This is a genomic window from Desulfofustis glycolicus DSM 9705 (assembly GCF_900130015.1).
Lineage (GTDB): Bacteria > Desulfobacterota > Desulfobulbia > Desulfobulbales > Desulfocapsaceae > Desulfofustis > Desulfofustis glycolicus.
Genome location: NZ_FQXS01000003.1, coordinates 126,108 through 148,418, shown reverse-complemented (window position 1 = coordinate 148,418; position 22,311 = coordinate 126,108). Strand labels below are relative to the sequence as shown.

The 22,311-nt window shown below is 60.2% G+C and carries 17 protein-coding genes; 1 reads left to right on the top strand and 16 read right to left on the bottom strand.

The annotated features are described in order from the left end of the window. Window positions 1-98 precede the first annotated feature (98 nt). The 4 genes from BUC26_RS04015 to BUC26_RS04000 form a co-directional block, all read right to left on the bottom strand. Window positions 99-698, bottom strand: coding sequence for a hypothetical protein (locus BUC26_RS04015; RefSeq protein WP_073373552.1), 600 nt, complete (start codon window positions 696-698; stop codon window positions 99-101). Window positions 699-914: 216 nt separating this feature from the next. After that, entirely contained in the window at window positions 915-1,802 is an 888-nt protein-coding gene (locus BUC26_RS04010; protein WP_073373551.1) for a glycosyltransferase family 2 protein, read from the bottom strand. A gap of 417 nt (window positions 1,803-2,219) precedes the next feature. Beyond that, window positions 2,220-2,609: a hypothetical protein gene (locus tag BUC26_RS04005; protein ID WP_073373550.1), complete on the bottom strand. Its 390-nt coding sequence runs from the start codon at window positions 2,607-2,609 to the stop codon at window positions 2,220-2,222. A 184-nt stretch (window positions 2,610-2,793) separates the two neighbouring features. After that, the gene (locus BUC26_RS04000) at window positions 2,794-3,069 is read right to left on the bottom strand and encodes a PqqD family protein (protein ID WP_073373549.1); all 276 of its coding nucleotides are present in this window, start codon (window positions 3,067-3,069) and stop codon (window positions 2,794-2,796) included. A gap of 262 nt (window positions 3,070-3,331) precedes the next feature. On the opposite strand from BUC26_RS04000, the gene BUC26_RS03995 reads away from it, so the two are divergent. Beyond that, window positions 3,332-7,249 (top strand): glycosyltransferase, encoded by a 3,918-nt coding sequence (locus tag BUC26_RS03995; protein ID WP_073373548.1) that lies wholly within the window; start codon window positions 3,332-3,334, stop codon window positions 7,247-7,249. A 251-nt stretch (window positions 7,250-7,500) separates the two neighbouring features. Here BUC26_RS03995 and BUC26_RS03990 read toward each other — a convergent pair whose 3' ends face one another. The 12 genes from BUC26_RS03990 to BUC26_RS03935 all read right to left on the bottom strand — a co-directional run bounded on the left by BUC26_RS03990 (window position 7,501) and on the right by BUC26_RS03935 (window position 22,116). Next, on the bottom strand, window positions 7,501-8,790 hold the full coding sequence (locus BUC26_RS03990) for a (Fe-S)-binding protein (protein WP_073373547.1): 1,290 nt from the start codon (window positions 8,788-8,790) through the stop codon (window positions 7,501-7,503). Window positions 8,791-8,813: 23 nt separating this feature from the next. After that, window positions 8,814-10,097 (bottom strand): glycerol-3-phosphate dehydrogenase subunit GlpB, encoded by a 1,284-nt coding sequence (gene glpB, locus BUC26_RS03985; protein ID WP_073373546.1) that lies wholly within the window; start codon window positions 10,095-10,097, stop codon window positions 8,814-8,816. Continuing rightward, entirely contained in the window at window positions 10,090-11,745 is a 1,656-nt protein-coding gene (gene glpA / locus BUC26_RS03980; RefSeq protein ID WP_143165909.1) for an anaerobic glycerol-3-phosphate dehydrogenase subunit A, read from the bottom strand. The genes glpB and glpA overlap by 8 nt, the downstream gene beginning before the upstream one ends. A gap of 248 nt (window positions 11,746-11,993) precedes the next feature. Beyond that, on the bottom strand, window positions 11,994-13,484 hold the full coding sequence (gene glpK, locus BUC26_RS03975; protein WP_073373545.1) for a glycerol kinase GlpK: 1,491 nt from the start codon (window positions 13,482-13,484) through the stop codon (window positions 11,994-11,996). 125 nt (window positions 13,485-13,609) lie between these two features. Further along, window positions 13,610-15,331: an ABC transporter substrate-binding protein gene (locus tag BUC26_RS03970; protein ID WP_073373544.1), complete on the bottom strand. Its 1,722-nt coding sequence runs from the start codon at window positions 15,329-15,331 to the stop codon at window positions 13,610-13,612. A 76-nt stretch (window positions 15,332-15,407) separates the two neighbouring features. Continuing rightward, window positions 15,408-15,692, bottom strand: a complete 285-nt coding sequence (locus BUC26_RS03965; protein ID WP_073373543.1) for a DUF2160 domain-containing protein — start codon at window positions 15,690-15,692, stop codon at window positions 15,408-15,410. Window positions 15,693-15,705: 13 nt separating this feature from the next. Next, window positions 15,706-16,503 carry a carbohydrate ABC transporter permease gene (locus tag BUC26_RS03960; RefSeq protein WP_073373542.1) on the bottom strand — a complete coding sequence of 266 codons (798 nt, stop codon included), beginning with the start codon at window positions 16,501-16,503 and terminating at the stop codon, window positions 15,706-15,708. Window position 16,504: 1 nt separating this feature from the next. After that, window positions 16,505-17,392 (bottom strand): carbohydrate ABC transporter permease, encoded by an 888-nt coding sequence (locus BUC26_RS03955; RefSeq protein ID WP_143165901.1) that lies wholly within the window; start codon window positions 17,390-17,392, stop codon window positions 16,505-16,507. After that, the gene (locus BUC26_RS03950) at window positions 17,389-18,477 is read right to left on the bottom strand and encodes an ABC transporter ATP-binding protein (protein ID WP_073373541.1); all 1,089 of its coding nucleotides are present in this window, start codon (window positions 18,475-18,477) and stop codon (window positions 17,389-17,391) included. The genes BUC26_RS03955 and BUC26_RS03950 overlap by 4 nt, the downstream gene beginning before the upstream one ends. A 12-nt stretch (window positions 18,478-18,489) precedes the next feature. Beyond that, window positions 18,490-19,578, bottom strand: coding sequence for an ABC transporter ATP-binding protein (locus tag BUC26_RS03945; protein ID WP_073373540.1), 1,089 nt, complete (start codon window positions 19,576-19,578; stop codon window positions 18,490-18,492). 17 nt (window positions 19,579-19,595) lie between these two features. Beyond that, on the bottom strand, window positions 19,596-21,113 hold the full coding sequence (gene glpD, locus BUC26_RS03940; protein ID WP_073373539.1) for a glycerol-3-phosphate dehydrogenase: 1,518 nt from the start codon (window positions 21,111-21,113) through the stop codon (window positions 19,596-19,598). A 235-nt stretch (window positions 21,114-21,348) separates the two neighbouring features. After that, window positions 21,349-22,116, bottom strand: a complete 768-nt coding sequence (locus BUC26_RS03935) for a DeoR/GlpR family DNA-binding transcription regulator (RefSeq protein WP_073373538.1) — start codon at window positions 22,114-22,116, stop codon at window positions 21,349-21,351. Between the last annotated feature and the right edge of the window lie 195 nt (window positions 22,117-22,311).

The window sequence follows — 22,311 nt, the reverse complement described above, 5'->3', positions numbered from 1 at the left end:
CAGCGGAACCCGGAAAGCAGGAGCGATGATGTCGCTGCGATCATCATCCCTCCTGCAGGCTGTTCGACACGGGAATAGCAGAGAAAATGGCTTGCTGATTATACTACTGTCGTCGATGGAGGAGGTGTCGAACTCGTTGTGGATGTGCCCGTTGTTGTCGGCGGCGCTGTGGTGGTCGTTTCCGGTACGGTAACAAAACAGGAGGCCGACCCGCTGGCCCCGGTAACCGTGGTGACGGCGCCGATCGAATATTTTCCTGGACCGCCAAGGACCGTAACCGTTACCGAAAAGGTGCCGGCCGCGTCGGTCGTGGTGTTGTTTGTGAATCCCGGGGCAGGCAGCGTATTGCCAGGACCCATGTAAGCGTGTGTTTCGATGCTCACGGCCAGACCCGGCGTCGCCGGGGTGACGAAACCCTCGACCCTGACATCGTTGGTATCCGAAGAGCGATCCCCGCGCAGCAGAACGATGGTGCATGGGTCGTTGAGTGTCAGGGCGGCCGGGCCGCTCGTGGCGGCGTGAGCCGGGACGAAGATCGACCCGATGAATGGTTTGCTCCACTTGGCAGGAAGGACGTGATAGGCCGCCAGTGCCCCCGCACCGGCTATCAGGGTCTTGACTGCTTTTCTTCTGCCCAGGCTGTCGGGGGCAGCAGCACCGTCCGTGGTGGGGACTACAGTCTCTTTTTGTGTCGACATAACGCGCTCCAGTGTAATATTTAAAGGGTACTCAATCTGGTTGTGTAGCGTGGTTTCCGGGATCCGACGTGCCTCCTCGACGTTTCGGGATTGGAAACGATGCTGATGGGTTATCGGCTGAACGGAGAATAATCCGTTGTTTTGTGGTTGGCAATAGTTTTATTGTCGTGCGCCATCTGGCTGGGGAAGAAATTGCATCAGGCAACAGGTCTTCTCTCAGGATCGAACAGACGCTGGCGAACGCGCGCGCAGAGTCCGTGTTAACGACGCAAGTGTTGTGTCCTGACGATCGTTGCAGTCGTTTTCCCGGAAATACGTCGTGTCGCCTTCCGCAATATCGTATGCGGACGTGCATGCCGAGGGCCGCGTACATTGGATGGTACAGTAGTATTCAAACGACATCGAACGATAATGATTGATGACCAGAGACGATGAATCTACAGAGGCTTCACGGAAGTAATAACAGTATGGCCGCTCTCCGCCCAGCAACTCGGTGTCCTCCGGCTGGAAGCTCGGCTTGAAGACCGCGCCCGGTTTGATTCGGTGGCTGTGAATCCCCATAACCGAAGCATCCCAACTAAGCAGGTGATTGGCGGGAGGGGCTGCCAACGCTTCGGTGCGCACGACGGTCTTGAAGCTTGTCCAGCCGATTTGATCGTAGTCCGCCCGTTGCAGAAAGGAGTCAACGATCTGCTCCGGTTGCGCAAGGTGCCCGTTCGAGCCGAAGAGCAGCCACGGGACGGCGAGGGCGTCGATATCTTCCCGGGCGCGGAGGGTTTCTGCAAGTGTACCGCCGTGGCGCGGATAGAGGAATTCATCGGCATCGATAACGGCGATCCATTTCGTCTCATTGCGTATTTTGGGCAAGAAGTGTTCGTCGTAGGCAAACCATTGGCGATAGGGCCGTGGGTCATGAACAAGGTCGACGAGCCCCTTTTCGACATAGGGTTGAACGAGCAGACTGCTCGCGTCGGTACTGCCATTGTCGATTAGATAGAAATGCTGACAGCCGAACAGCAGGTGGTGGTCCAGCCATTCCCGAAGAACGCAGCGCTCGTTGCGAAATATCATGCAGATGGAAAATTCGTAGCGATAGTTGTTCATGGAAATGATTGTTTGTTCGGATGATTTGTGGGGTGCTCATGCTGTATGGAGTGACTCTTCACGTTTGATCTCTATCTCCCGGCCCGGCTCGGTCGTGGTCTGATGAGGGCGAAGAATCGGACAGCAGCGTCACGGTTTCACATCGAGCGTGCAGCAAAGATAGCGGAGAAGAGATAAAGATGCCATTGGTTTTCGTTGTGCTGTTGCTGTATATCTGTTAGGATTTTCGACGGTTGCCCTGTCGTCGATGATTGGCTCCGAAATCACAGGATTTGAGTCTACCGAAAAGAGGGAGGGCTCTATGGACTCACGCCGCAGAAAGGATGAATTGACGGAAAAAGCAGCTGCCGACCCCCTGAGTTCGGAACGAAGAACGGCCGTAAAGACCATTGTTTCCGGGATCTCCGCGTTGACTGCCTACCATCTCATGCCGGTCGACTGGTCGAGGCCGATCGTCGAACAGGTTTTGTTGCCAGCCCATGCGGCCGCGAGCGGTTTCCTTTTGCATGACCCATGCTCAATACAACTGCTCAGCGGTACGAACAGTTCCAGTTCGGTCTCCATCCGGGTGAGCGGCTTCGTTTCTCCCCCCTTCGGCGGTCTGGCCGTGCAGATAACGGCGACACCGAGCGGTGCCGGCAGTCCTGTCAGTGGTGCATCGGTGACCGCAGCAGACGGTACCTTCAGCGTCATCATTGACTTTACGTCATCTCCCGGAATCCAGTCGATTTCGGTGGTGACGAGTGTTGCCGGCGCAAGCGGTGCGGCGAGCTGTTCCATAACCGTGCCGGCCGGAAGTACGACCACACCAACTCCGTCTACAACACCGTCCTGACCGGTCGAAGTCCCGGTTTTGTCCTTCGGTGCGATGGGAGGATCGATTTCCTGATATCGTTTTTATTGGGAATGTGCGTGCCGGGTTGTGGGGTGGTAGCAGCAGGTTGAACTGGCTGCCGCCAATCTGCTGCGGCGAGGCGGCTGACGCTCTTTCTCAACCGTCAAGGGCAACGGCCCCGAGCGCAATGAGGGCCTCGACCGCCGTGAGTACGTCTTCTCGTATCTGCTGCCGTGCGGCCGGGTACGCTTCTTCCAAGACGGCAATGATGTCGCCGAGTGTTCGTTGCTCCCGGCAGAGCAACCAGACCAGGTGGGCCGACTCGTTCAGATAGGCTGCCTGGTTCTTGTGTGGCGAATAGAGGACTATCTCCGAGTCGAATGTCTCGAGAATAAAGGAATCGTCGACCTTCAAGATGTTCCGGGACAACATCACCGCCTCCATGGAATCCGATCATGCGATTGCTCAGATCTCTATAGCATACCGATACCAAACAGCCAACCGATGTCACTAGATCTTTGCTCGTTCCTGCTGAAAAGGAATCAATGTTGTCCGGCATCAGGCCGGTCGTGCGTTGTCAGACGTTCCTGGGTTCACCATGCACAGTCCGGTGGCAAGCGTTTGATCCGTCAATTCTGCAGGTACGCATATCCATCCGGTATGTCACGATTTTGCGAGAACAGAAGGTAAAGGTATGTCGGCAGAACCTGTTCTTACCGTCATTGTGACATGCCATCGTGAGCACCACCTGGTCGGGGCATCTCTGGCCAGCGCGGTGAGCGCCTGTGGGCGTGCGGCCAAAAAGAGCGTCCCCTGCCGGATCTATGTGGTTCTGGATCGCAGCGATGTCCTCACCAGAACGTACCTGGAGCCGTTTGCCGAAAACCTCGACACGGTATTCGAAGTCGATTTTGGGGACCTATCTCTGGCCAGGAACCATGCGATTGCGCACGTGGCCACGCCGTTTGTCACGTTTCTCGATGGGGATGATCTGTTCTCCGATGACTGGTTGTGGAGAGGAGTATGTCATCTCGAACGGTTTGCGGGTGAGCCGGTTGTCGGGCACGCGGAAGTCCGGATGACCTTTGGCAGCGCCCGGGAAGGAAGGGTGCAGATTCCAACCGCGAGCCCTTTGTTCCACCCGCTCTATCTGATTTCCTCATGGCAGTATGCGACCGACACCATCGCTCCGACCGAACTGTTTCGCAAATACCCCTACAGGGAAAGAGACGAACGGTGCGGTCTGGCTGCGGAAGATTGGTTATGGACCTGTGAAACGGTGGCCGGCGGGGTTCGCCATGTGATCGTCCCCGAAACCAGCTATTTTTATCGAAGGCAGGAAAATCATGTCAGTCTCGGGTTGCTTCCCGGTATTACCTTTCCCCGGACGGACCTGTTTGACAAGGAGATTGTCGAGAAACTTCGTCAGCAGCGGCCTCCTTCGCTGACCCTGACGCTGGCCCAGGATCAGCCGCTCTTGAGCAGCCCGAGAACGAGGCTGACCGGGATTCCGCCTTGGTTGAAACGAGATGTGGAGGCGGCATGTGATCGGGATCTCTCCGTCTACCCACTCTACCGTTGGCTCGAGACTGTGCCTCTCGTCACCCCGGAGTATTATCCACCGGTGGCGGTCGTGTACGAGTTTCTCATCGATCTGGTCAACCGGGAAAGCAGCGCCGTGGTCATCTTCGCCGAGAGGTTTGATCAACAGGCTGTGTGCCTTGTCGATAGCATGGTGCATTGTCTCTGCCAGTGCAACGACTGCCGTATCGACGTGCTCTGCCTGGCCGTGGGTACGGGTGCAGGGCATGGTTCTGTCGTTTGCGAGCGGTCGGGCGACGGCGTGTCGGTCCGGTTCGCCGCGCTCGGTGGAATGCCGCCTTTTGCCTGCTTGCCGGCCCGCTTGCGCTATGATGTCTTGACGCGTTTTCTGCTGCAGGTGGCACCACTGGCGATGATCAATCTCGAGAGCCAGCAAATCGATGACCTGGTCGGTCTGTACGGGAGAGCATTCCAAAACGGTACGACGAAAACCCTGAGGGTCTGTCGCGGCCGCTACCCCCCACGCTTCGACCCGCTGGCACACCTGCAGTGGCGAGGCCTGATCGCCTCTCTCGCGCGCTACACCCATGTGCTGTGCGAATCGAAGCGGTTGGCCTGCTGGTTGGCTGACTATTTCAACGGGGCAGCATGCCAGGTGCTGCGCCCGGATACAGAAACAGCGAATGATACGGAGTTGCAACTCGGGCTGGCGCTTGCCGGGTCGCTTGGTTTGCCACCCTGCCCGAAGCCTTGGGGCGGCTCCGACCGGGTTGCCTGTCTTCCCGTCAGGTTTGGCAGCGGAGTCCGGGTCGGCGAGGTGGCGGGTGACAGAGTCGATGTCAGTTGCGTCGTCTCCGTTTCCCGTGAAGGTTATTTCGTCAATCAAACGATTCAGGCCATTCTCGGAATGTGTTCCGAACTAGAAAAGCATGGCCACAGCTCCGAGGTCATCGTTGTCGCCCAGTGTCCCGGACCCATCACCGCATCCGCTCTCCGGCGCCTGGCAGGACTTCATCCGTGCGTATCGGTCGATACGGTGGCTTACCGGGACACCGGACGGGCGCTCAACGAAGGAATCAGACGGAGCGGCGGCCGTTTCATTGCGATATTCAACGGCTCCGATCTTCTGTCTCCGGGATGGCTCCGGGAAGCAGCGATCGCTCTGGAACGCGGGGAGCAGACCGATGTATACCATCCCGGATGCTCTGTCGGTGGTGAGGAGGGAATGACTGTCTCACCTCAACCGGAGCAGGGTGAACGCGGTTGGAAGGACGCCTTTCTGCAGTTTTGCGAAGGGTGGCGACTACCCGTCGTTGCCTGCCGCGATGTCTTCCTCCAGATCCCGTATCCTCACACCCCGGAGGATTCGGGCTGCGGACCGGCCTGGTGGCTGTGGAATGATCACCTGGTTCGATCCGGTTACCGGCACCGAACAGTCAGGACATGTGCAATTTTTCCGAGGGAGCAGTGCCGAAACGGTGAATCGATCGTGGCCCTGGGCAGGAAAGTCGTTTGGCGAACGCTCCCCGCCTTCCCGGAATCTTTACCGATGCTGCCCGGTTCGATGATTTCGGTGGTGATTCGCTCACTGCGCAAAGCCTCAGAGATGAGAACGCTGGCAGCGCATTTGTCGCGGGATGCGAACGTGCTGGCCCGGTGGGAACCGTCATTGAGCGGGGCCGCCATCTCGATCCCGCAGCAAAGGGAGGTGGTGCTTTTCTGGCTGATCAGGATCAGTACGATGCTGTTGCTTGCAGTGAAACGAAGGCTGATTTCTCAGGGAGACGACGTTGCCACGCTTGCTCAGGCAGAACAGCAGCTGGTTCGAAGAGCCGTCAACAGCCTGCGCCCCATAAGTAGATTCCGTCCGTTCTCCTGGATTTTTCGTTTCCTGCAAAGCACTGTCGCCAATCACGACCCCAACCAACTTTTTCGTTTATACCACCTGACCCGCGTCTATTACAGCATGAGTCGTGAACTATTCGGCGGTTGCCACCCGACACATGTGTTCATCACCAATGGTTTGCAGCCGGGTGGCAGCCGATTGAGCATGGACTATTGTGTCGAAGAAGTCCTCAGAGATCCGAACAATCGCGTCTGTATCGTTACCACTGAGCCTTCGCCGCGTCGGCCGAACAAAATTCGGCGCTCCCCCCGTTGCCGGGTGGCGGCGCTTGGCGATGTCGGTCGGGATCTGGAGCCTGATGAACGGGTCGAAGTGCTTGCCCGCTTTCTGCTGAACAGCCGTGGCCGGTGCCTCCACCTTTTTTATTCCTGGGCAGGATGGCAGTGCTTCTCCAGGTACGGATCGATGTTGTCGGCCCACGCTTGCCTTTTTGTCTCCATTTTTTCCATCCCCCCGGTCAGGGTCTCTTCGGATCCGGGGTATGCCGTGCTGCTCGGCTCCCTGCTCCCCCATCTCTCTGGAGTGATCAGCGATAATAACGTGGCGGCGGCGAGACTCGAGTGCCTCTATGGCCTGAAGAAACAAACCCTCCATGTGCTTCGCCATCCGACACGTGTCCGCCAGCGTTTCCAGCCGCCGGGAGCAGGCAATGACCTGATTCTCTGGGCGGGGCGGGTCGATCGGGACAAGAAGCCGGACCTGCTTGTGGCCATATCCGAACGTTTGCCCTGGCGAGCGTTCTATGCATACGGAATAAACGTGTTGGGAGGGGAGCATTTGCTTCAGGTGCTGCGGAAGAAATCGAATATCCATTATCGAGGAGGTTTCGACGGTTTCGACGCCATTGAAGATATGCCGTTTGGGATTTTTCTTTACACGGGCATCTGGGAAGGAATGCCGAACGTCATCCTTGAAGCATGCAGATCAGGTTTGCTGGTCGTCGCTCCGGATATCGGCGGAATTCGTGAAGTCGTCAATAACGAACGGGGGGTTCTGCTGGGTACCCACCCACGGGTTGAGGATTATTGCCAGGCGATCGAAGAGATATTTTCCGATCCTGAACACTTCGGGGAGCGGGCTCGGAAAGGGACCGAACATGTTTGCGCTCACTATACGGATAAAGCGTTTTCCCGAGCGGTCCGTTTGATCCCGGGTTATCTGTAGGAGTCTGGCTCAACCGGTATGCAGGATTTGACCGCTCTTCTTTACGGCCCTCTTTTCCAGGAGGGCTGCAAGGCGCACCGCAATCATCTTGGAAGCTATGCCATCTGTCGACAGGCGAGTCTCAAGAGCAAAAAGCACGCATTATCCAGACGAGTATTTGCAGCGGCGTCAAAGGCTGCTTCAAGATCCTGCCCCGGCGACGGGGCAGATTCTCATTGTCTTTTCGGCGAAGTGGTTTTTCCGCGGCTGGTTCAATCGAGCAATGCCAGCAGGTCCGGGCCCAGGTAGGTACGTTCGTTTTCCCCGAGGATTCCGAGCGACAGGCAGATCAGTGTCCAGAAATGAACCACGTGATAGTCGCCGTGCCAGGCATCGGCCAGGTCTTCCATCTGGGAATGGCAATTGTGGCAGGGGGTCAGGACGTAGGCCGCGCCGGTGGCCTGGATCTGGTCGAATTTGCGTTTGCCGTAGCTGCGCCGCTGCTCGTTCATCCCGGCCTGGAGAAAGCCGCCACCGCCGCCGCAGCAATAATTGGCGCTGCGGTTGGGTTGCATGTCGATAAAATTGTCGGCGCCGACCAGTGACCGGACGACGAAGCGCATGTCCTCGGCGATCGATTCGCCGTAAGCCTTGCGCACGATCATGCAGGGATCCTGAACGGTAAACTTGATGGCGCGGCGGTTCCAGTCGCTATTGACCGGCAGTTTGCCCTCCCTGATCCAGCGGGCGTAATAGGTGATCAGGCTTTCCAGCCGGAAGCCGACGTCAAGGTCGAAGCGGTTGATGCCGTTCCACAGGGCGTAGTAGCTGTGGCCGCACTCGGTGTTCAGCCAGACGGAGCAACCGAGATCGTCCACCGCCTCGATGCGCTTTCTGGTGACGTCATACCAGGCGGCTTCGTCGCCGGCGAACATGCAGAAATTCTCCGCCGCCCACCCCTTCGATGAATAGGTCCAGTCGGCACCGACCAGATCGAGGATTTTCCACAACGGTACCATCTCGTCCGGTTCACTCATCGGTTCCCGGGAGTTCTGGTTGACGAAGAAATGGGCGCCCTGTTTGTCTATCGGTGCCTGGAGATGGGCGAAGGCCGGCTGCGTGGCCCGGACTTCATCGAGCACATCGTTGACGACGAAGACGAAATCCTCCGGCGGCAAGCCCATGGCGCTCGTCGAATCGGTGGACCGGATCAGGGTGCAGGAGCGGACGATGCCAGCAGGTTTCCGGTCGTTTGGCCAGTTGCTGCGGGCCAGGAGGACGAGCTGGGAGATGTCGATGCTCATCGGGCAGACATGCTGGCAGCGTCGGCACATGGTACAGCACCAGATCCAGGGAGTGGTCGACAGGGTCTCGTTCATGCCGAGCATGGCCATGCGGATGAACTTGCGCGGGTCCATATTTTCGATACCGGCGGCGGGGCAGCCGGAAGAGCAGAGCCCGCAGGTCAGGCAGGCGTCGAAACTGGCTCCATCCGGCAGCAGTTGCAGCGCCTGCTGCTTGAAGTTGATGATCGGAATAGGAGTGGGTGTTTCTGCGGCCATAGTCGTTCTCTCAAGGTGCTTCTTCAATCACCCAGCAGCTGCCGGACTTGTTCAACCGAGCGGTAGGCGCTGGCGATGGCCACCCCGGCGCCGCAGCGGCTGCGGATCCAGTCCTGGTTGGCGAGGATGATGCCGGCACAAAAGAGCCGCCGGTCAAAGGGCCGGCCTTCTGCGGTCAGCGGCCGGCAACTGTCATCGACGCTGAGGCCGGCCCGATTGATCGGGTGGCCGCGCCGGTCGGTATAGCCTTCCCGGAACCAGTCGGCACGCGAGCCGGGCTGGCTGACCGGCAGATCCAGCAGGGGCTCCCTGATGCCGTTTGGGTCGGCGGCCAGGCCGCCGCTGAGGAAACGGCCGGTGGCCAGGATCACTGCCTGGGCCTCGATGACGATCGGACCGTAGTTGTCTGCGAGATCGAGCCGGACAGCGTCTTTCTCGAAACTGAGTGTTTTTATCTTTTGTTGCGGAATCAGCGTTGTGCCGCGCTGCGGCAGGACCTGCTCGAGCAGTTCACGCAAGCGGATGCCCGGTACCGCCGGCGGCATGGTCGGGATCTCGAAGATGCGCAGTCCGGACAGCTTCTCCAACTCCGCCCGAACCCGGTCCGGCCGATGAATGCCGAGAATCGCCGGCAGGCCGACCGTCGTTACGTCGCCGGCCACCTCGCGCAGCAGTTCGGCCAGGTGCGCACGGGTGGCGGCTGTTTCGAGGGACCGGGCCATGACCTCCGGGTAGATCTCGCCGTGCTCCATGCCCGGAAAAACGAGGCGCGCCGCACTCAGGACGGGCCAACTGCCGCCGAGGTTGGCGACCACCTGACGGGCGGAAAACCCCTTGAGTCCGTGAAAATCAACGACCAGACAAGGTTTCTTGTCGGTCAGTGCGGTCGTCCCCGGTGCCATCGTTGACGGAACGCACAGCGTTTTTTTCAGGGTTCCGACCGGGGTCAGGACCGTTTCGTTGCGCCTTCCCGGCGGCGAATAGTTGAGGCCGGCGCTGCCGAGAAAGGAGGTGAATTCGGTAAACGCCGCGTGAATCGAAGCCGGTGACAAACGGCAGAGCGGGTGTTCGGGCTGTGTGGCCTGCAGGGTCTGCAGTGCCTGCCATGGATCATCCAACGGTGGTCCGCCGCCGTCCATGGCGCCGAGCAGATCGAGGTAGCCGGTGGTATAGGCGAGCGCCCCGGTATTGCCGGTCAGGGCGGTATCAAGGGCGCGATTACCGGCGAAGACGGCGGCGGCAAACCCGGCCAGTCCGGTGCCGACGACCGCTAGTTGACAGGAAACGTGACGCCGCTCTTTAGTCATCGGTTGCTCCGGTTTCCAGTCGCTGCGTCAGCGGGTCGCGATCGTCCTCATCGTCCAGCGCGTCGAGGCCGAGTACCCCGCAGTGCAGGGCTTCGGCGAGTTCCATCTGGGCTGCCTGCGGTCCCCGGATAACGGTGCGCATGCCCTTGAAGCGCTCGTTGAAGAAATCGCGCATGTGCTGCAGGCCGGTTCGATCGCGGTAATGACCGCGATCGTAGAGATAGGAGGCGATCCGGATACCGCAGAAAGAGCCTTGGCAGGGGCCCTTGCCGGCCCGCGAGCGCAGCGCGATGGCCTCGAGGGTCATCTCCTCTTCGGCGCCGGGAGCGCAGCGGACGATCTCGTCGATGGCCGACTGCGGTACCATTTCACATTCGCACAGGACCATGTCGTCACGGTTGCCGGCCAGGTGCCAGTAGCGTGGGGCGGCGCCCGGTTCGGTCCAGCGGCAGCTGTCGTCTTCCGGCAGCGGGGTGGTGTCGGTTCGGCCCGAGGTGGTGTTGCCGAGCCGGGCGGCCACCAGGTCGGCGGCCTGCTGAGCCATCAGCCGGAAGGTGGTCAGTTTGCCGCCGGTGATGGTGCAGAAATTAGTGAGGCCGTCGCCCTGGTGATCATACAGCGCAAAGCCGCGAACGGCGTGACGGTCGTCACCGTCGTCTCCTGCCGGCAGCAGCGGTCGCACCCGCGAAAAGGCGCGCAGGTAGCGGGTGGTGGCCAGAACGGGAAGCATCATGGCGCCCTCGGCGATGTTGCGATCGACTTCCGCCACGGTCGGGACGGCCAGATCCGGATCGTCGATGCGGAGCGAGGTGGTGCCGAGCACCGAAACGGTGCCGCCGGGTACCAGAATATCACCGTCCGCAGGGGGGCGCAGGCGGTTGACGACATGATTGGTCAGCCGGTCATGGCTGATCAACAATGTCCCCTTGGAGTAGCGCAGGTGCACGTCCGGGCAACCGGCGAGCTGCGCGATCCGTCCGGCCCAGGCGCCGCCGGCGTTGACGAATTGCCGGGCGCGGATGCGCAGCAGAGCGCCGGTCCGGCTGTCGCGACAGATGGCCGAGGTGAGTTGGTCGTTGTCGTGATCAAAAGCGATCAGGTCGCTGTGCGGACGATAGCTGCTGCCGGTCAGGCTGCCGGCATGGGCCACGTGCTGCAGGGCTAGGCGAAACGGATCGACGGTGGCGTCGTCCACCCGGTAGGCTGCGATGATCCGTTCTGAAAGATGGGGTTCCAGCCGGCGCGCCTCGTCCGGGGTTACCAGTTCACAGGCGATGCCGGCGACGCTGCACCACTGGGGGAAGGCGGCCGCAAAATCGGGGTCGTCGCCGTCGATAGCGACAAACAGGCCGCCGGTAGGCTCGATGCATCGTCGGGCGAGGCGTCTCAGCAGCACATTTTCTCGGCGGCATTGGACCGCCGACTCGCGATCATTGGATACATAGCGGGCGCCGGAATGGAGCAGACCGTGGTTGCCGCCGGAAGCGCCGGCGCAGAGATCCCGGCGATCGATCAACGTGCTGTGGATACCGCGCAGTGCGAGATCGCGCATGATGCCGGCACCGGTCATACCGCCGCCGACGATCAGCACATCGGTCTCCACCGTGTCGTGCGCGGGTTCGGAAAAGCGGGAGGTGCTCGGTTCCATATCAGTCAATGAATGCTGCTGTTGAGCTATGATTCAGCCGAAAAACGCGGCGGAAGAAGGATGTCTGACTCATGGCCTGTTGTATCCTGTCGGCCGGAAAAGTTCAAGTGAAAATATATTAACGCTCAAACGAAACCCTAAAAAACAAATAACGAAAGTCATCGTCGGTTTTGCTCCATCGCCGGCCAACCGGCCATGTCGCAGTTCGTCGTCTTCCTGCTGCGCTCAGAGCAGCAGATTGAGGGCGATTATGATGTCGTCAGGGTCCGGCGGACCGCATCTTGCCAGCCGGCATATTTCCGGTTGCGGATCTCTTCGTCCAGTGCCGGGGTGAATCGTTTGTCGCGTTTCCAGTCATCGACGAACCGTTCTGGCGATGGTACCAGACCCTTGAACAGACCGGCCAGGTAGGCGGCTCCGAGGGCGGTGGTTTCAAGTATTGCCGGTCGATCGACCGGGGCATCGAGGATGTCGGCGAGAAACTGCATGGTGTAGTTGGAGGCGACCATGCCGCCGTCGACCCGGAGCACCGTGTCACCCATTGCCGGCCAGTCACCGCGCATCGCCTCGAGCAGATCACGGGTCTGGAAGCAGACCGATTCCAGGGCCGCCTTGGACAATTCGGCCGGGCCGGTCGCCCGGGTGATGCCGAAGATAGCCCCGCGCGCGTCGGCATCCCAGTAGGGGGCGCCGAGACCGGTGAAGGCCGGAACCAGATAGACGTCCTGATTGATGTCGGCCTGGCGAGCCAGTTTGCCGGTGTCGGCCGCCGATTCGATGATGCCCATCGCGTCGCGCATCCATTGCACCGCGGCTCCGGCGACAAAAATCGAACCCTCCAGGGCATAGGTGTTGCGGCCGTCGAGACGGTATCCGATGGTGGTCAACAACCGGTTGGTGGATACCACCGGACGTTCGCCGGTGTTGAGGACGATAAAACAGCCGGTGCCGTAGGTCGACTTGATCATGCCCGGGCGAAAGCAGGCCTGGCCGATCAGGGCCGCCTGCTGGTCACCGGCGATACCGCCGACGGCGATCGAGCTGCCGAAGAGAGCGGGTTCGGTCGAGCCGAAATCGTCGCAGGAGTTTTTTACCTCGGGCAGCAGCGCGGCGGGAATGTCGAGCAGCGCGAGCAATTCCTCGTCCCAGTGATTTTCGTAGATGTTGTAGAGCATGGTCCGGCAGGCGTTGGTCGCGTCGGTGGCATGCACCTTGCCGGCGGTCAACCGCCAGAGCAGAAAACTATCGACCGTGCCGCAGGCGAGCCGGCCGGCCGCCGCTTCTTCGCGGGCGCCGGGGACCTGGTCGAGCAGCCATTTGATCTTGGTCGCCGAGAAATAGGAATCGAGCAGCAGTCCGGTCTTGGCGGTTATCATCGGGTCGTGGCCGGCCGCGCGCAACTCGTCGCAGAGCCCCGAGGTGCGTCGGTCCTGCCAGACGATCGCCTTGTGAATCGCTTTGCCGGTCTGCCGGTCCCAGACGACGACGGTCTCCCGCTGGTTGGTGATACCGATTGCAGCAATGTCGGCCGCGGCCAGGCCGGAGCGCTCGAGGGCCTGGCGGCAGGTGGCCAGCGTGGAGTCCCAGATCTCTTCGGCATCGTGCTCGACCCAGCCCGAGTGCGGGAAATATTGCGAGAACTCTTGCTGGGCTGAGGCGATGATTTCCAGGCGATCGTTAAAGACGATGGCCCGGCTCGACGTGGTACCCTGATCGATGGCGAGTAAATGCGACGGCATAGTGTGCTCCTTGCGCAACAATCAAAAACCAACGGCGGGACTGGTTTCAACCTGTCCCCCGCAAAACAACCAACGGTGAGACAGGTGTTGACCTGTCCCACCGTCAATCAAGCAGCTGCCAGTGATTATTTCTTGGCGGCTGCCGCCCAGCTCTTGACCAGCTCGTCGTAATCGACGGTCTCGCCCTGGGGCTTTTCATTGGCCAATTTCGCTTTCGGTGCGCCGGGCAGGTTGAACCAGTAAGACGGATCCTGCTCCGGGTTGAGTTTCGGGCCACATTCACCCTGGATGCCGGCTCGCTCCAGTCGCTGCAGGACCTGATCCTGCTGCTCGGCCAGCGCGTCCATAGCCTCCTGCGGGGACTTGTCGCCGGTAACCGCATCGGCGACGTTCTGCCACCAGAGCTGTGCAAGTTTCGGGTAGTCGGGGACGTTGGTGCCGGTCGGCGTCCACTGTACCCGGGCCGGGCTGCGGTAGAATTCGACCAGACCACCGAGTTTCGGGGCGCGTTCGGTAAAGGACTCATGCCAGATATCGCTTTCCCTGATCGGGGTCAGGCCGACGTGGGTTTTTTTCAGGCTGACCGTTTTTGATACGACGAACTGGGCATAGAGCCAAGCCGCCTTGCGGCGATCGACCGGGGTGGACTTCATCAGGGTCCAGGAACCGGCGTCCTGGTAACCGAGTTTCATCCCCTCCGTCCAGTAGGGGCCGTGCGGCGACGGTGCCATTCGCCATTTCGGGTTGCCGTTCTCGTCAACCACCGGGGTTCCTTCCCGGGCCATGTCGGCGGTGAAGGCGGTGTACCAGAAGATCTGCTGGGCAATGGCGCCCTGGGCCGGTACCGGACCGGATTCGGAAAAGGTCATGCCGGCGGCCTCGGGCGGGGCGTATTTCTTCAGCCAGTCGATGTACTTGGTCAGCGCGTAGACGGCGGCCGGACCGTTGGTGGCGCCGCCGCGGCTGACAGATGAGCCGACCGGACGGCAACCATCGACCCGGATACCCCATTCATCCACCGGCAGGCCGTTGGGAATACCTTCGTCGCCGGCGCCGGCCATGGACAGCCAGGCGTCGGTGAAACGCCAGCCCAGGGACGGGTCTTTCTTGCCGTAATCCATGTGGCCGTAAATCGGTTTGCCGTCGATCTCCTTGACTTTTTCCGAGAAGAACTCGGCGATGTCCTGATAGGCCGACCAGTTTACCGGAACGCCGAGGTCGTAGCCGTAGAGTTCCTTGAATTGTGCCTGCAACTCGGGTCGTTTGAACAGGTCGTAACGGAACCAGTAGAGGTTGGCGAACTGCTGGTCGGGCAACTGGTAGATCTTGCCGTCCGGCCCGGTGGTAAAGGAGATACCGAGAAAATCGTCGACATCGAGACCGGGGTTGGTGACGTCCTGACCCTCGCCTACCATCCAGTCGCTGAGCGGTACCACCTGTTGGTAGCGGAAGTGGGTGCCGATCAGGTCGGAGTCGTTGATATAGGCGTCGTAAATGTTCTTGTTGGACTGCATCTGGGTCTGCAGCTTCTCAATGACGTCGCCCTCGCCGATCAGGTCGTGGGTCAGGTTGATCCCGGTGATCTCTGAGAACGCCTTGGCCAGGGTCTTCGATTCATACTCGTGGGTGGTAATGGTCTCGGAAACCACCTTGATGTCCATGCCCTTGAACGGTTCGGCCGCCTTGATGAACCATTCCATTTCCTGCAGCTGCGCCTCTTTGGACAGCGTGGATGGCTGGAATTCGTCATCGATCCATTTCTTTGCTTCCTCAACGCCTGCCAGGGCACCGGCCGGGCCGGCCAGCAAGGCAGTCATTGCGGTTGCTGCTACGAATGTTCTGATCATCGGTTAACCTCCTCTTTGATGGTACGGTTTTTCCGCAGGTACCCGCGGGGGGTGCGGAACGGTGCTACCAGGACAATTAAACCCACCTGAACACCGCCAGGGCGTACAGGAAGGAAAAGGCGAAGGCCCACCACAAGCTGAGAGCGGGGAAAAGCGCCAGCCACAGGATGTGGATATAGGCCGAACCGAGCAGGGAAATAAACAACCGGTCGCCGCGGGTCGTCTCGAAGCGCAACAGACCGACGCGCGGTGCGCCGCCGGGCCGCCGGATCTCCCAGACGGTCATGGCTACCAGCAGGCAGAAGATGACAATGAAAAAGGTGGCGGTCGGTACGGTCCAGGCCATCCAATTCAGATTCATAATTGCTCCTCCCTCAGACGCGGCCCAGGGCGAACCCTTTGGCGATGTGGTTGCGGACGAACCAGATGACCAGGGTGCCGGGCAGGATGGTCAAAACGCCGGCGGCGGCGAGAACGCCCCAGTCCAGGCCGGAGGCGGAGACGGTACGGGTCATGATCGCCGAGATCGGCTTGGCGTTGACCGCGGTCAGGGTCCGGGCCAGCAGCAGTTCGACCCAGGAGAACATGAAGCAGAAAAAGGCGGTTACGCCGATGCCGGAAGCGATGTTCGGGATGAAGATGCGGACAAAGAACCGGGGCCAGGAATAACCGTCGATAAAGGCCGTCTCGTCGATCTCCTTGGGCACTCCGGACATGAAGCCTTCCAGGATCCAGACCGCCAGCGGCAGGTTGAACAGGCAATGGGCGATGGCCACGGCAATATGGGTGTCGAACAGGCCGATCGACGAATAGAGCTGGAAAAACGGCAGTGCGAAGACCGCCGGCGGCGCCATGCGATTGGTCAGCAGCCAGAAGAACAGGTGCTTGTCGCCGACAAAGCTGTAGCGGGAGAAGGCGTAGGCGGCCGGCAGCGCGAAGCTGACCGAGATGATCACGTTGATCGTCACGTAGATCATCGAGTTGATGTAGCCGGAGTACCAGGATGCATCGGTGAAGATCACCCGGTAGTTGTCAAGGGTCAGGTTGTGCGGCCACAGCGAGAACACCGACAGGATTTCGTCGTTGGTCTTCAGGCTCATGTTTACCAGCCAGTAGATCGGCAACAGCAGAAACAGGATGTAGATTGCCGGGATCAGCCACTTGAAGCGCATCTCAGGAACCTCCGTGATTGGTGCTTTCCATGCCGATATTGCTCATCACCGTGTAAAACACGTAGCAGAGCAGCAGGATGACCAGGAAGTAGATCAGGGACATCGCGGCGGCCGGGCCGAGGTCGAATTGGCCGACGGCGAGTTTAACCAGGTCGATGGACAGGAAGGTGGTCGAATTGCCGGGGCCGCCGCCGGTGATGACGAAGGGTTCGGTATAGATCATGAAGCTGTCCATGAAACGCAGCAGAAAGGCGATCAGCAGGACCCGCTGCATCTTCGGCAGCTGGATATAGCGGAAGATGGCCAGTCGCGAGGCTCCGTCGATCCGGGCTGCCTGGTAATAGGCGTCGGGAATCGAGCAGAGGCCGGCGTAGCAGAGCAGGACGACCAGGCTCGTCCAGTGCCAGATGTCCATGATGACGACGGTGAACCAGGCGGCAAGCGGGTCCTGCGTGTAGTTGTAGTCGATGCCGAGCGCCGTCAGGCTGTAGCCGAGCAGGCCGATATCGACCCGGCCGAAGATCTGCCAGATGGTGCCGACCACGTTCCAGGGGATGAGCAGCGGCAGGGCCATCGTGATCAGACAGACCGGCACGCCCCAGCCGCGGCGCGGCATGCTGAGTGCGATCAGGATACCGAGCGGGATCTCGATGGCCAGGATAATGCCGGAAAAGAGCAGTTGCCTGAGAAAGGCGCTGTGAAATCGTTCCGAATGGACCAGGTTGCGGAACCAGTCGACGCCGGCCCAGAAGAACTGGTTATTGCCGAAGGTGTCCTGCACCGAATAGTTGACCACGGTCATCAGCGGGATCACGGCGCTGAAGGCGACCAACAGAAAGACCGGCAGGACCATGAACCAGGCCTTCTGGTTCTGCTGTTTGGCAATCATGATGTCGCTCCTCGGTACAGCTGATCGTTGACGTAGACGTTGGCCCGGGCCGGATCGATCACCAGGCTGGCACGATCACCGGTCAGGCCGGACAGATCGGCGGCGACGACGTTGAACAATTGCTCGCCGAGTGCCACCCGAGCCACCTGATGGCGGCCGACATTGTCGACCCGGACAATGGCAACCGACAACCCGTCCCGGTCGGGTGGCTGCAGCCGCAGATATTCGGGCCTGATGCCCAGTTCCACCCGGGCACCCGGCGGCGGTGCCGGATAGCGTTGTCCCAGGCGAATCTCGTGGCCGTTGAGTCGCAACCGGTCGCCGTCGACGGCGCAGGGCACGATATTCATGCCGGGCGAACCGATGAAGTAGCCGACGAAGGTGTGCTCCGGCCGTTCAAACAGTGCCTCGGGCGTGCCGACCTGGACGACCTCGCCCTCGTACATGACGACGACCTCGTCGGCAAACGTCAGGGCCTCGGTCTGATCGTGGGTCACGTAGATCATCGTGAAGCCGAATTGTTTATGCAGGGATTTGAGTTGGGCGCGTAATTGCCATTTGAGCTGCGGGTCGATGACCGTCAGCGGCTCGTCGAAAAGGATGGCGTTGACCGATTGGCGGATCAGGCCGCGACCCAGCGAGATCTTCTGCTTGGCGTCGGCGGTCAGGTGGCAGGCCTTGGTGTGCAGATTGTCCTCCAGGTCGAGCATTCGGGCGAGCTCGATGACGCGGGGATCGATTTCTTTTTTGCTTCGCCCTCGGTTTTTCAATGGGAAGGCCAGGTTCTCAAAAACGGTCATGGTGTCGTAGATGACCGGGAATTGGAAGATCTGGGCGATGTTGCGTTGCTCGGTAGGCCGGCTGGTCACATCCTGTTCGTTGAACAATACCCGGCCCTTGGTCGGGATGAGCAGGCCGGAGATGATGTTGAGCAGCGTGGTCTTACCGCAGCCGGACGGGCCGAGCAGCGCGTAGGCGCCGCCGTCGCGCCAGGCCAGGTTGAGCTGCTTCAGGGCATAGTCGTCCGGGTCGTCCGACGGACCGCTGTAGCAGTGGGCGATATCGTTCAGGGTGATCGTGGCCATGAGCTCCTCCGGTTACCGCGTGGTTTGGAGTTTCGGGCTGACGACCAGCCGGTCGTGGCGGTCGAAGATATAAAAGGTCGTCGGTTCGAGAAAAACCTCGATGGCGCTGCCGACCTCGTGAGCATGGATTCCCGGCGCCAGCAGGACCCAGCGCACACCGGCGACATCGACGTGGATGTAGCTCTCCGAGCCGGTAATTTCCGCAATCACCACCTCGGCCCGTACCCCGATGGCCGCTGGCGACGGGCGCTGCAGAAAGAGGTGGTGGGGGCGGAAGGCGACGGTGTAGGTGCCGTCAGGCAGCTCGGGCATCCGGTCGATGAGCGGAAGTTCGACCTGGCTCTTGTAGAGCATCGAGTTGTTCAGTTTGGTGACCGGCAGGGTGTTGAGCGGCGGGTCGGAAAAGAGTTCGGCGCTGATCAGGTTTTCCGGCCGGTTGTAGACATCGACGGTCGGGCCGAACTGGGTGACCCGCCCCTCGTGCAATGTCGCGGTGGCACCGCCGAGCAGCAGGGCCTCGGACGGCTCGGTGGTGGCATAGACGAAAATCGAGCCGGTGGCGGTGAAGATGCGCGGCAATTCTTCACGCAGTTCCTCGCGCAGCTTGTAGTCGAGGTTGGCCAGGGGTTCGTCGAGCAGCACCAGCGCCGCCTCCTTGACCAGAGCCCGGGCCAGAGCGGTGCGTTGCTGCTGGCCGCCGGACAGTTCCAGCGGTGAGCGGTGCAGCAGCGGGGCCAGCTTGAGCAGGTCGGCGACCTTGTCGACCCTTCGGTCGATCTCGTGTTTCGGTAGCCGGGCCAACCGCAGGGGAGAGGCGATGTTTTCGTAGACCGTCAGGTTCGGGTAGTTGATGAACTGCTGGTAGACCATCGCGACGTTGCGTTTTTGCACCGGCACGCCGGTGACATCACGGTCGTCGACGTGAATCGAGCCGGAGGTTGGCCGGTCGAGTCCGGCCATGAGCCGCATCAGCGAGGTCTTGCCAGACAGGGTCGGCCCGAGCAGAATATTGAGGGTGCCGGCGGTAAAGGTCAACGAGACATCGGCGATATGGAACTGGTTGCCGACTTTCTTGCAGACCTGGCGAAGACTGAGGTGCATCTGGTTCTCCTCGTTGATTAACGGTGCGCGGTGATCTCCGGGTGTTTGTCGACGAAGTCCTGCAGCGCGGCCGTTTCGTCGTTATCGAAGAGCAGTCCGAGTTTGGTGCGCCGCCACAGGATATCCTCGGCGCTGCGGGCCCATTCGTAACGGATCAGGTAGTCAACCTCGAAGCCATAGAGGCCGTGACCGAAGGCCGGGCCGCGGTCGGCTCCGGTTGTCAGCCGTTCGGTCATGTCCCGCGCCCTGGTGCCGTAGCAGCGCGTCAGCCGGGTTGCCAGGGGGCGGTCCAGCAGCGGGCAATGTCCGAGCAGCCGGTCAACCTCCTGCTCGAACCGGTCCGGCGCAAAATCGCCGCCGGGAAGCGGCATTGTTTCGGTCCAGTCACCGCCCATGGCGGGCAGGAAGGGGGCCAACCGGTTCAGTACCGACTGGGCCAGTTGACGATAGGTAGTGATCTTGCCGCCGTAGATCGACAGCAGTACCGGAACATCACGCTCGCCGTCGAGCTTCAGGACATAATCCCTGGTTGCCGCCTTGGCCTCGTTGCTGCCGTCGTCAAACAGCGGTCTGATGCCGGAGAACGAGGACACCACGTCGGCCGGCGTGATCGGGGCACGGAAATACTCGGACGCCGACCGGCACAGATAGTCGGTCTCTTCCGGGCTGATCCGCACCTCTTCCGGGGCGCCGGTATAGTCGACGTCGGTGGTGCCGATCAGCGTGAACCGCTCTTCGTAGGGAATGGCAAAGATGATCCGGCCGTCACTGTTCTGGAAAATGTAGGCTCGCTGGTGGTCGAACAGGCGGGGTACGATGATATGACTGCCCTTGACCATGCGGATGTGCTCCGGGGTCTGGCCGTGATCAATATGGGTCAGGAGCTGGTCGAGCCAGGGGCCGGAACTGTTGACCAGGGTCCTGGCACGGACCTGATATTCTGTTCCGGACGTCTGGTCGACCAGGGACAGCAGCCAGCCACCCTGGTCGCGACGGGCGCTGAGCAACCTGCAGCGGGTGCGGATGTCGGCTCCCCGGGCGGCACCATCCATCGCGTTGAGAATGACCAGTCGACTGTCAAGAACCCAGCAGTCGCTATACTCGAACGCCAGGCTATAACCGGGTTTCAGCACCATGCCGGCGATGTCGCGGCGCAGATCGACTTTTTTCGTTTTCGGCAGCAGCTTGCGCCCGCCGATATGGTCGTAGAGGAAGAGCCCGAGACGAATCAGCCAGGCGGGACGAAGCCCCCGGTGGTGCGGCAGGATAAAACGGAGCGGCCAGATGATGTGCGGTGCGGCATTGAGCAGCACTTCACGTTCTCGCAGGGCTTCCCGGACCAGCCGGAATTCGTAGTATTCAAGGTATCTGAGCCCGCCATGGATCAGTTTGGTAGATGCGGAAGAGGTGCCGCTGGCCAGGTCGTTCTGTTCGCAGAGAAAGACCGAAAGACCTCTGCCGGCGGCATCCCGGGCAATCCCGCAGCCGTTGATACCGCCTCCGATGACGGCAAGATCGTAGGTGGTTGTCCGCATCGCCACTACTCCGTGGCAGAAGGATTATGGATGGAACTTGTTTCAGATAGACTGTTGATTGGTTTCGAATGCAAGCATAGGTACCGATTAACCGAAATAAAACGATGAATCAAGTGAAAATGTTGGAAACCTGGAAAAAACTCCTGACCAGGGTCGTGTGTCTTGTGATATCGATAAGATATGAGCGCTTTTGGGGTATGGTTGGAACGGATGCCGTTCGTCGGAGGCACCGTGCTCAGACGGGGGCTCGAACCACGGCAACCCCTGCTTCGGAACAGATATCATGCAGTTTTTGCGGCAGCTTATCGTCGATGACGATGGTGTTTATCAGGGAGATGTGGCCGATCCTGATCGGTGCGGTCCGTTTCAGCTTCATTGCATCGGTAACTAAAATCACGTGACGGGCGTTCCGGATGATCGCCTGGGCGACCCGCACCTCGCGAAAATCGTAATCGAGCAGTACGCCGTCCTCATCGATCGCCGAGACGCCGATTACCGCGAAATCAACCTTGAATTGGTTGATGAAATCGACTGCAGCGTCACCGACGATGCCGCCATCCGACCGGCGCACATGCCCGCCGGCGATGATCAGCTCGACGCCGGAAAAATGCTTCATGATTTCTATAGCATTGATATTGTTTGATATGACCAAGAGTCCGCGGTGGTCGGACAGGGCGTGGGCAACTTGTTCGGTGGTCGTGCCGATATTGATCAACAGCGAGCTATTGTTCGGAATCAGTTCGGCGGTGCGTTTGCCGATGGCTTTCTTGGCAGCCGGGGCGAGCAGCCGCCGGGCCTCATAACTGACGTTCTCGATGCTCGAACCGACGATGGCGCCGCCGTGAATGCGCTGCAGCAGCTGGCGGTCGCATAATTCGTTGAGGTCCTTGCGGATCGTCTGGGGGGACACCTTGAACGCCGCGGCCAGTGCTTCCACCTCTACCCGACCGCTTTCGCGGGCCAGGGCGAGAATGGAATTCTGCCGCTCGGATATCGGTTCCATGGCGGATCCTGCATACTGGTGAACGAACGCGGAGAAAAGCTGTTTCGAAGAGTATTTCAGTTATTTTCGTTATTGTCAATTTCAATTTTCACACGAAAGTTGCCACGGGAGGTTTGCTCGGTCGAAGTATTTATTCTCGTCGCGCCGGGTGGTCTGGTACTGAGGCTGTGGCGGTCGGTTGCGTTAGGCGGAAAG

Excerpts from the sequence above, each read along its gene's own strand:
- BUC26_RS04015 (WP_073373552.1), bottom strand. The coding sequence starts at position 698 with ATGTCGACACAAAAAGAGACTGTAGTCCCCACCACGGACGGTGCTGCT.
- BUC26_RS04010 (WP_073373551.1), bottom strand. The coding sequence starts at position 1,802 with ATGAACAACTATCGCTACGAATTTTCCATCTGCATGATATTTCGCAAC.
- BUC26_RS04000 (WP_073373549.1), bottom strand. The coding sequence starts at position 3,069 with ATGTTGTCCCGGAACATCTTGAAGGTCGACGATTCCTTTATTCTCGAG.
- BUC26_RS03995 (WP_073373548.1), top strand. The coding sequence starts at position 3,332 with ATGTCGGCAGAACCTGTTCTTACCGTCATTGTGACATGCCATCGTGAG.
- BUC26_RS03990 (WP_073373547.1), bottom strand. The coding sequence starts at position 8,790 with ATGGCCGCAGAAACACCCACTCCTATTCCGATCATCAACTTCAAGCAG.
- glpB (WP_073373546.1), bottom strand. The coding sequence starts at position 10,097 with ATGACTAAAGAGCGGCGTCACGTTTCCTGTCAACTAGCGGTCGTCGGC.
- glpA (WP_143165909.1), bottom strand. The coding sequence starts at position 11,745 with ATGGAACCGAGCACCTCCCGCTTTTCCGAACCCGCGCACGACACGGTG.
- glpK (WP_073373545.1), bottom strand. The coding sequence starts at position 13,484 with ATGCCGTCGCATTTACTCGCCATCGATCAGGGTACCACGTCGAGCCGG.
- BUC26_RS03970 (WP_073373544.1), bottom strand. The coding sequence starts at position 15,331 with ATGATCAGAACATTCGTAGCAGCAACCGCAATGACTGCCTTGCTGGCC.
- BUC26_RS03965 (WP_073373543.1), bottom strand. The coding sequence starts at position 15,692 with ATGAATCTGAATTGGATGGCCTGGACCGTACCGACCGCCACCTTTTTC.
- BUC26_RS03960 (WP_073373542.1), bottom strand. The coding sequence starts at position 16,503 with ATGCGCTTCAAGTGGCTGATCCCGGCAATCTACATCCTGTTTCTGCTG.
- BUC26_RS03955 (WP_143165901.1), bottom strand. The coding sequence starts at position 17,392 with ATGATTGCCAAACAGCAGAACCAGAAGGCCTGGTTCATGGTCCTGCCG.
- BUC26_RS03950 (WP_073373541.1), bottom strand. The coding sequence starts at position 18,477 with ATGGCCACGATCACCCTGAACGATATCGCCCACTGCTACAGCGGTCCG.
- BUC26_RS03945 (WP_073373540.1), bottom strand. The coding sequence starts at position 19,578 with ATGCACCTCAGTCTTCGCCAGGTCTGCAAGAAAGTCGGCAACCAGTTC.
- glpD (WP_073373539.1), bottom strand. The coding sequence starts at position 21,113 with ATGCGGACAACCACCTACGATCTTGCCGTCATCGGAGGCGGTATCAAC.
- BUC26_RS03935 (WP_073373538.1), bottom strand. The coding sequence starts at position 22,116 with ATGGAACCGATATCCGAGCGGCAGAATTCCATTCTCGCCCTGGCCCGC.